Genomic DNA, 6,427 nt, shown 5'->3' with positions numbered 1-6,427 from the left:
TCAAGACCGGTGCTTTCAACCACTCAGCCATCTCTCCGGAACGCGGAGTATATTATTGGGTTGGGGTTGGCTTGTAAAGTGAAAAACTATAATTTGGAGTGCGTTTGGTTAGCTTTCAGCCAATAAAAAAAGAGGCCAGTGTTTGGCTGACCTCTTTTGGGAGTTTGCTAAGCGGTTTTAGATGTTTTCGACATCAAATTCTACTACCGGGCTCACGTCTGCGTCGTAGTCGACGCCTTCAACACCAAAGCCAAATAGCTTCAAGAACTCGGCTTTGTATTCGTTGTAGTCAGTCAACTCGGTGAGGTTCTCTGTGGTGATCTGTGGCCACAGGTCGCGACAGTGCTGCTGAATGTCTTCGCGCAGCTCTAGGTCGTCTAAACGCAAGCGACACTCGCTATCTACCTCTGGCTCGCTGCCATCGGCTTGATACAGGCGCTGAGTAAACATGCGATAGATTTGCTCCATGCAGCCCTCATGGACGCCTTCTTCGCGCATTTTCTTGAATACCATGGCGATATAAAGCGGCATCACCGGGATCGCTGAGCTGGCTTGGGTGACCACGCTTTTTAGTACCGCCACGTTGGCGCTACCGCCTTTGGCGGCGAGTGTTTGATTTAGCGCGTTGGCAGCACGGTCTAAGTCCATTTTCGCTTTACCTAAGGCGCCTTCCCAGTAGATTGGCCAGGTAAGCTCTGTGCCAATATAGCTGTAGGCCACGGTTTTGCAGCCTTCGGCGAGGACACCGGCGTCATTAAGGGCGTTGATCCAAAGCTCCCAGTCTTCGCCGCCCATTACGGTAACAGTGTCTTGAATTTCTTGCTCGGTGGCTGGTTCAACACTGGCTTCGATGATTTCATCTTTGTTGGTGTCTACCGCGGTTGAGGTGTAGGTCTCACCGATAGGTTTGAGTGACGAGCGCACCAGCTCACCGCTGTCAGGTAGCTTACGTACTGGCGAGGCTAGCGAGTACACCACCATGTCGATTTGACCCAAGTCTTGCTTGATCAAATCAATCGTTTTTTGCTTGGCCTCATGCGAGAAGGCATCGCCGTTCAGGCTTTTTGAATACAGGCCTTCTTGCTTGGCAAATTTGTCGAACGCGGCTGAGTTGTACCAGCCTGCGGTGCCAGGCTTTTTCTCGGTGCCGGGTTTTTCAAAGAACACGCCAATGGTTGCAGCGCCGCCGCCAAAGGCTGCCGCAATGCGTGAGGACAAGCCATAGCCGCTGGAGGCACCCACAACCAGTACACGCTTAGGCGCATTCGCAATCGGGCCTTGCGCTTTGGTGTAGTCAATTTGCTCTTTTACGTTGGCTTCACAACCAACAGGATGGGTGGTCGTACAGATAAATCCACGAATTTTAGGTTTGATGATCATATTCAACGTCCCTCACAAAATTGAGGCTAGGATAAATACTAACGCCTGCCTATGCATCCCCTTTTACGGAAAAAGGGCAAAAATACCCAGTGGTTGGAGGTGTTGCAGGCAAGAATAGTGGGCAAGATCTCAGCATTGTGACCCCAAGTGTCAGCGCCAATAAAAAAGCGCCTGCGAGGTGCAGACGCTTTTTGGCGCAAGTTAGCGACCTTTATGCCGCTTTGCTTGGATTAGGCTTGGCAATGGCACCGCCTTCTAACTGGCTAGAGGTAAACCATTCGGCTTTAAAGTCATCCACTTGTACCGCATAAGCACGCAGTGCATCAGCCTCTAGCAGTTTGTCACGCGCATCAGCGGTGATGAGATTTTGCTCAACCGCTTGTTGCGAGCGATCCGCCAAGCTGGCTTTGCCATCAATCTGCTTGGCTTTCACTGCCTTGACCAGGGCTTTTTCAGTGTCACGACACGCCCACATTGCAGTAAAGGCACGCTCCATCACCGCCACCGGATCGTCGGCCTTGTCGCCCACGTAGCATAAGTGCGTCCAACGGTCGCGCTCTGCGCTCGGGGTCATTAACTGCTCGGCAATCTGATTAAGCAGTTTGTCAGAGGGCATTTTGTAGTGCATGCCGAGTGGGAATAAAAGCACCCGTAGGCTGCGGCCCACACCTTTGGCGGGGAAGTTGTTAAAGGCGCCATCAAAGGCTTTGGCACACTGAGCTAGGCAATATTGCAGCGCATAGTGCACCATCGGCAGATCTTGGCTAGGACGGCCTTCATCTTCATAACGCTTCAACGTCGCCGACGCCATATACAAATGGCTGAGAACATCCCCCAGACGCGCGGATAGCATTTCGCGGCGTTTCAGCTCACCGCCCAGTGACAACATCGCCACATCAGTGGTCACCGCCAGTGCACGACTCATGCGGGTAAGGTGACGATAGTATTTGGCCGTCTCGCCACTCACCGGTGCGCGGTTGGTCAGTGATCCGGTCAGCGCGTTGACCAGCCCCATCACGCTGTTTTTGGTGGCATGGCCAATGTGTTTGAACAGTAATTTATCAAACGCTTGGGCACCGGCCTCTTGGTCTGGGTTCGCCGCCGCTTCCATCTCTTCGAGCACGTAAGGGTGGCAACGGGTCGCTCCCTGACCAAAGATCATGAGGTTGCGGGTAAGAATGTTGGCGCCTTCCACCGTGATGGCCACCGGAATACCAAAGTAATGATGCCCGATGTAGTTAAGTGGCCCTAACTGAATCGCACGGCCCGCGTGTACATCCATCGAATCATTCAAGATGGTGCGCGCAATTTCGGTCATGTGATATTTGGAAATCGCGGTGATGATCGCCGGTTTTTCTCCCTGATCAAGCGCGGTGGTGGTGAGGGTGCGAGTCGATTCAATTAAGTAGTTCAGCCCACCCATGCGGCCCAGCGCTTCTGCTACCCCTTCAAAGCGGCCAATGTGCATACCAAACTGTTTGCGCACATAACTGTAAGCGCCTGTGGTACGGGTGGCGAGATGCCCTACCGCCGTCCCCAGTGCGGGCAACGAAATCCCGCGCCCCGCTGATAGACACTCCACCAGCATGCGCCAACCACGGCCTGCGTAATCTTTACCGCCGATGACCCAGTCAATCGGGATAAAGACATCCTCGCCCTTGGTGGTGCCGTTCATAAATGCCATGTTGAGCGGATTGTGGCGATCGCCAATTTCAACGCCTGGGTGGTCAGCCGGAACCAAGGCACAGGTGATGCCGAGGTCTTTTTTGTCCCCCAGCAGGCCGTCTGGATCACCCAGTTTAAACGCCAAGCCCACCACGGTCGCCACGGGCGCGAGTGTAATGTAGCGTTTGTTCCAGCTTAAGCGGATCCCCAGCACTTGTTCACCATTGTGCTCACCCATGCATACCACGCCGTGATCGGGAATACTGCCAGCATCGGAGCCGGCTTCTGGCCCTGTCAGACCGAAGCACGGCACTTCGCGGCCATCGGCCAAGCGTGGCAGCCAATAATCGCGCTGATCTTGAGTACCATAATGAGTCAGCAGCTCACCTGGCCCCAGTGAGTTAGGCACCATCACGGTCACCGCGGCGCTTAAGCTACGGGTGGCAATGCGCGATACAATGGTGGAGTTGGCCAGCGCCGAGAACGCGAGGCCACCGTATTCTTTGGGAATGATCAGCGAGAAAAAGCGCTCTTTTTTCAGATAATCCCAGACTTCTTCCGGCAGATCTTTTTGCTCTTGGACAATTTTAAAATCATCCAACATCGCCAGGAGGGTTTCTAGCTGGTTATCGATAAACGATTGCTCTTCCGCTGTGAGTGTTGGCTTACCATACTGGTGCAACGTCTTCCAGTTTGGCGATCCGGAGAAGAGTTCACCGTCCCACCACACACTGCCGGCTTCCATCGCTTCGCGCTCAGTGGCGGATAACGGTGGCAGCACTTTTTTGAAGAAAGTAAACGCTTTATCACTCACCAGTGAACGACGTAATGAAGTTTGAGAGCTCATGATTCAGGTCCTTTTGTTGATCATGGTTGCACTCTTTTTACTGTTATTGTGCGACCAGAACGGGTTTTTACATTGCACCTCACGCACCGTGATACACCTGTCGCTGCGCTGAGTGGTTCAAATAAGCGGGACGCACCGCATCCTCACTTGATGTGTTTTGCTTGCCCTACTCCGCTTGTGACTCCGTCGCGAAGGCGAGCACTTGCCCCTGTTGTGCCATTGCCGCGGGCTTGGCGTTCATCCCTGCAGCTAGATACGGAATTAAGCGGTCAACGATCGCTTCCGTATCCAGGGTGCGACCAAAGTCGTTTTCGGCAATAGCACGCAACGCTTCGCTAGACGCCATGGTGAAAATCGCCGCCCCGAGGGTGAAGTGTAAATGCCAAAATACCGCCTCTGACGTCAGTTCAGGGTTAGCTTTGCGTACCGCTTGGTTAAACAGCGACAGCACGTGTTCGTAACGGGTGGTGATAAACCAACGTAAATGCCCTTGTACATCGGTGTAACCACGGCCAATCAATTGCATAAAGGTGGCTGCGCCATGTGGTCGATACGCATCAAGCGCAAGCACTGGCTGCTTTGCACATGAGAATACTTGCTCCATCGTGCACTCTGGTCGCACTAAGAGCGCTTGCAGCTGTTCACCGAGCGCTGGCATAAACGCTTCGAGGTAGCGTCCGAGCACTGCACGCACCAGTGATTTTTTGTCGCCAAAGTGATAGTTCACTGAGGCAAGGTTGACGCCAGCCTTGCTGGTAATCGTACGTAACGACGTTTCTTTAAACCCGTGCTCGGCGAAGAGCTGCTCCGCGGCATCAAGAATTTTTGCTTTGGTGTCGCCTCGTCCTGCCATTGTTCATTCACCTGTATTAAACGCTTGTTTAACTTTATACGCAGACACACCTTTTAACAACCCTGAAACACCCACGCATCGCATGAGTAACATCACATTATTGAGTGATTTCTTCGAGACCGCGGCCAGGTGGCTTTACACCGGCGTTTGCTGCATGACCGTATATTGTTTGGTAAATAAAGATGGAGGGTTTTCGTACTGGGCTGGCTATGTAATGCGTTGAATAAAAATGGTTAAGCAGCCCGTTCAGGCACTGCCCCAGCCATCGCTGCGCTTTTTTTGTACAAAAGTGGGAACCTATGCGCATTTCTGGCAGTCACACCTTGTGCCACTGCTTTTTCTAGAAGACTTTTCTTCTATGCCCACTCGCCGTTTGCTTGTGGGCTTTTTTATGCGCGGTTACGGAAGAGATCGCGTGCAGAAATCCGTTTTTATTGTGATTAAAATCACGAAACGGTCGCCAATCGACAAGATTTATCGACTTTTTTAAATCATCAGGAACTTCTTGGTCATCGCCCAGTCCTAATGGGTGCATCGGTAAGAAATGCCTTATTCCCCTCAGTAGTGAGGGAGCATGATTCCTCTTTCTTTCCGACCTGCTGCTGCTTTTTCTACTTACTTTAGAGTTTGTTTGTCTCTACCTTTATTTTTGCCCACCTTGTGTGGGCTTTTTTTATTTTGGGGCCGGGTCGTCTGAAGTCACCTGACCGTCGGCGATCATTTGATACGGTGAGGCATAGCGTAAGTTCAGCCCCAATTGCGCCAGCGTCTGCGAGGCATCAATCCATTTGCCATTACCTGTACTCGGCTGATATTCAGGCGGCTGTAACCCCATCTCGCGCGCCGCCCAGCCATAGTAAACACTTTTTGATGGGTGCAGTTCCGCGCACAGATGAAAGGTATGACCCCATTGACGCTGATGAATAATCGCACTGATCGCAGCGATCACATCGCTGCGGTGAATCAAGTTCACCGGCTCATTGCCATCTGATAAGCCTTGTCGACCCGCCAACATGGTTGAAGGGTGACGCTCACCGCCAATCAACCCCGCGAGCCGCATGACGGTTCCTTTCTCTCCATACGTTTCGCGCAGATGCGCTTCGATATGTTCGTGTGCTTTGCCCGACGCCGTGGTGGCGGCGGTCGCGGTGTGCTCTGTTACCTGTCCTTGAAGCGCCCCATATACAGACGTGGTGCTGATAAAGAGCACATGCTCAACGCCTGCTTGGGCCAGGCGGTCGATAAACGCGCACATAGCATCGCGGTATGCATCAAAGTCGGCGTGACGACGCCCTGCCGCGATATTGATCACCACGATATCCGCCTCGAGCAATGCCGCCGCTGATTGATAATCCGGCGCCATCACATCAAACGGCACCACGGTGGTCGCCAGCGTCTCGCTCAGTGCTTGCGCCGACGCGGGTTGGCGCTTGGTCCCCACCACGTGGTGTCCAGCGCCAAGTAGGTGTGACGCCAGCGGTTGGCCCAACCAACCACATCCACAAATTCCAACTTTCAATCCTGACACACGCGCTCCTTATCACCTTGGGTTACGTAATTATTTTTCAATGTAATGGTTCACACTATTCATTTCGACTGATTTTTGACCGTTTATTTATTTCACGCTGTAAATATATTCCTTAATTGTGTAAGGAAATAACTAAAAGCGTGAATGGTGACAA

General features: G+C 52.5%; 5 protein-coding genes. 1 reads left to right on the top strand and 4 read right to left on the bottom strand.

The window, feature by feature from the left end; genetic code table 11:
• Window positions 1-177: 177 nt before the first annotated feature.
• The 3 genes from fabV to C7A19_RS05535 all read right to left on the bottom strand — a co-directional run bounded on the left by fabV (window position 178) and on the right by C7A19_RS05535 (window position 4,745).
• Window positions 178-1,380, bottom strand: coding sequence for an enoyl-ACP reductase FabV (gene fabV / locus C7A19_RS05545; RefSeq protein WP_116644409.1), 1,203 nt, complete (start codon window positions 1,378-1,380; stop codon window positions 178-180).
• 211 nt (window positions 1,381-1,591) lie between these two features.
• Window positions 1,592-3,892: an acyl-CoA dehydrogenase gene (locus C7A19_RS05540; RefSeq protein ID WP_116644408.1), complete on the bottom strand. Its 2,301-nt coding sequence runs from the start codon at window positions 3,890-3,892 to the stop codon at window positions 1,592-1,594.
• A 166-nt stretch (window positions 3,893-4,058) separates the two neighbouring features.
• On the bottom strand, window positions 4,059-4,745 hold the full coding sequence (locus C7A19_RS05535) for a TetR/AcrR family transcriptional regulator (protein WP_116644407.1): 687 nt from the start codon (window positions 4,743-4,745) through the stop codon (window positions 4,059-4,061).
• A gap of 229 nt (window positions 4,746-4,974) precedes the next feature.
• Here C7A19_RS05535 and C7A19_RS15580 point away from each other — a divergent pair, with 229 nt between their 5' ends.
• Complete coding sequence (locus tag C7A19_RS15580) at window positions 4,975-5,235, top strand: hypothetical protein (RefSeq protein ID WP_077485666.1); 261 nt, start codon at window positions 4,975-4,977, stop codon at window positions 5,233-5,235.
• Between the two features lie 183 nt (window positions 5,236-5,418).
• Here C7A19_RS15580 and C7A19_RS05525 read toward each other — a convergent pair whose 3' ends face one another.
• The gene (locus C7A19_RS05525) at window positions 5,419-6,273 is read right to left on the bottom strand and encodes an NAD(P)H-binding protein (RefSeq protein ID WP_116644406.1); all 855 of its coding nucleotides are present in this window, start codon (window positions 6,271-6,273) and stop codon (window positions 5,419-5,421) included.
• Between the last annotated feature and the right edge of the window lie 154 nt (window positions 6,274-6,427).

Source organism: Salinivibrio sp. HTSP, from assembly GCF_003390965.1.
In the GTDB taxonomy this organism is placed as follows: domain Bacteria; phylum Pseudomonadota; class Gammaproteobacteria; order Enterobacterales; family Vibrionaceae; genus Salinivibrio; species Salinivibrio kushneri.
This window is presented reverse-complemented; position numbering and strand designations above follow the sequence as displayed.

Excerpts from the sequence above, each read along its gene's own strand:
- fabV (WP_116644409.1), bottom strand. The coding sequence starts at position 1,380 with ATGATCATCAAACCTAAAATTCGTGGATTTATCTGTACGACCACCCAT.
- C7A19_RS05540 (WP_116644408.1), bottom strand. The coding sequence starts at position 3,892 with ATGAGCTCTCAAACTTCATTACGTCGTTCACTGGTGAGTGATAAAGCG.
- C7A19_RS05535 (WP_116644407.1), bottom strand. The coding sequence starts at position 4,745 with ATGGCAGGACGAGGCGACACCAAAGCAAAAATTCTTGATGCCGCGGAG.
- C7A19_RS15580 (WP_077485666.1), top strand. The coding sequence starts at position 4,975 with ATGGTTAAGCAGCCCGTTCAGGCACTGCCCCAGCCATCGCTGCGCTTT.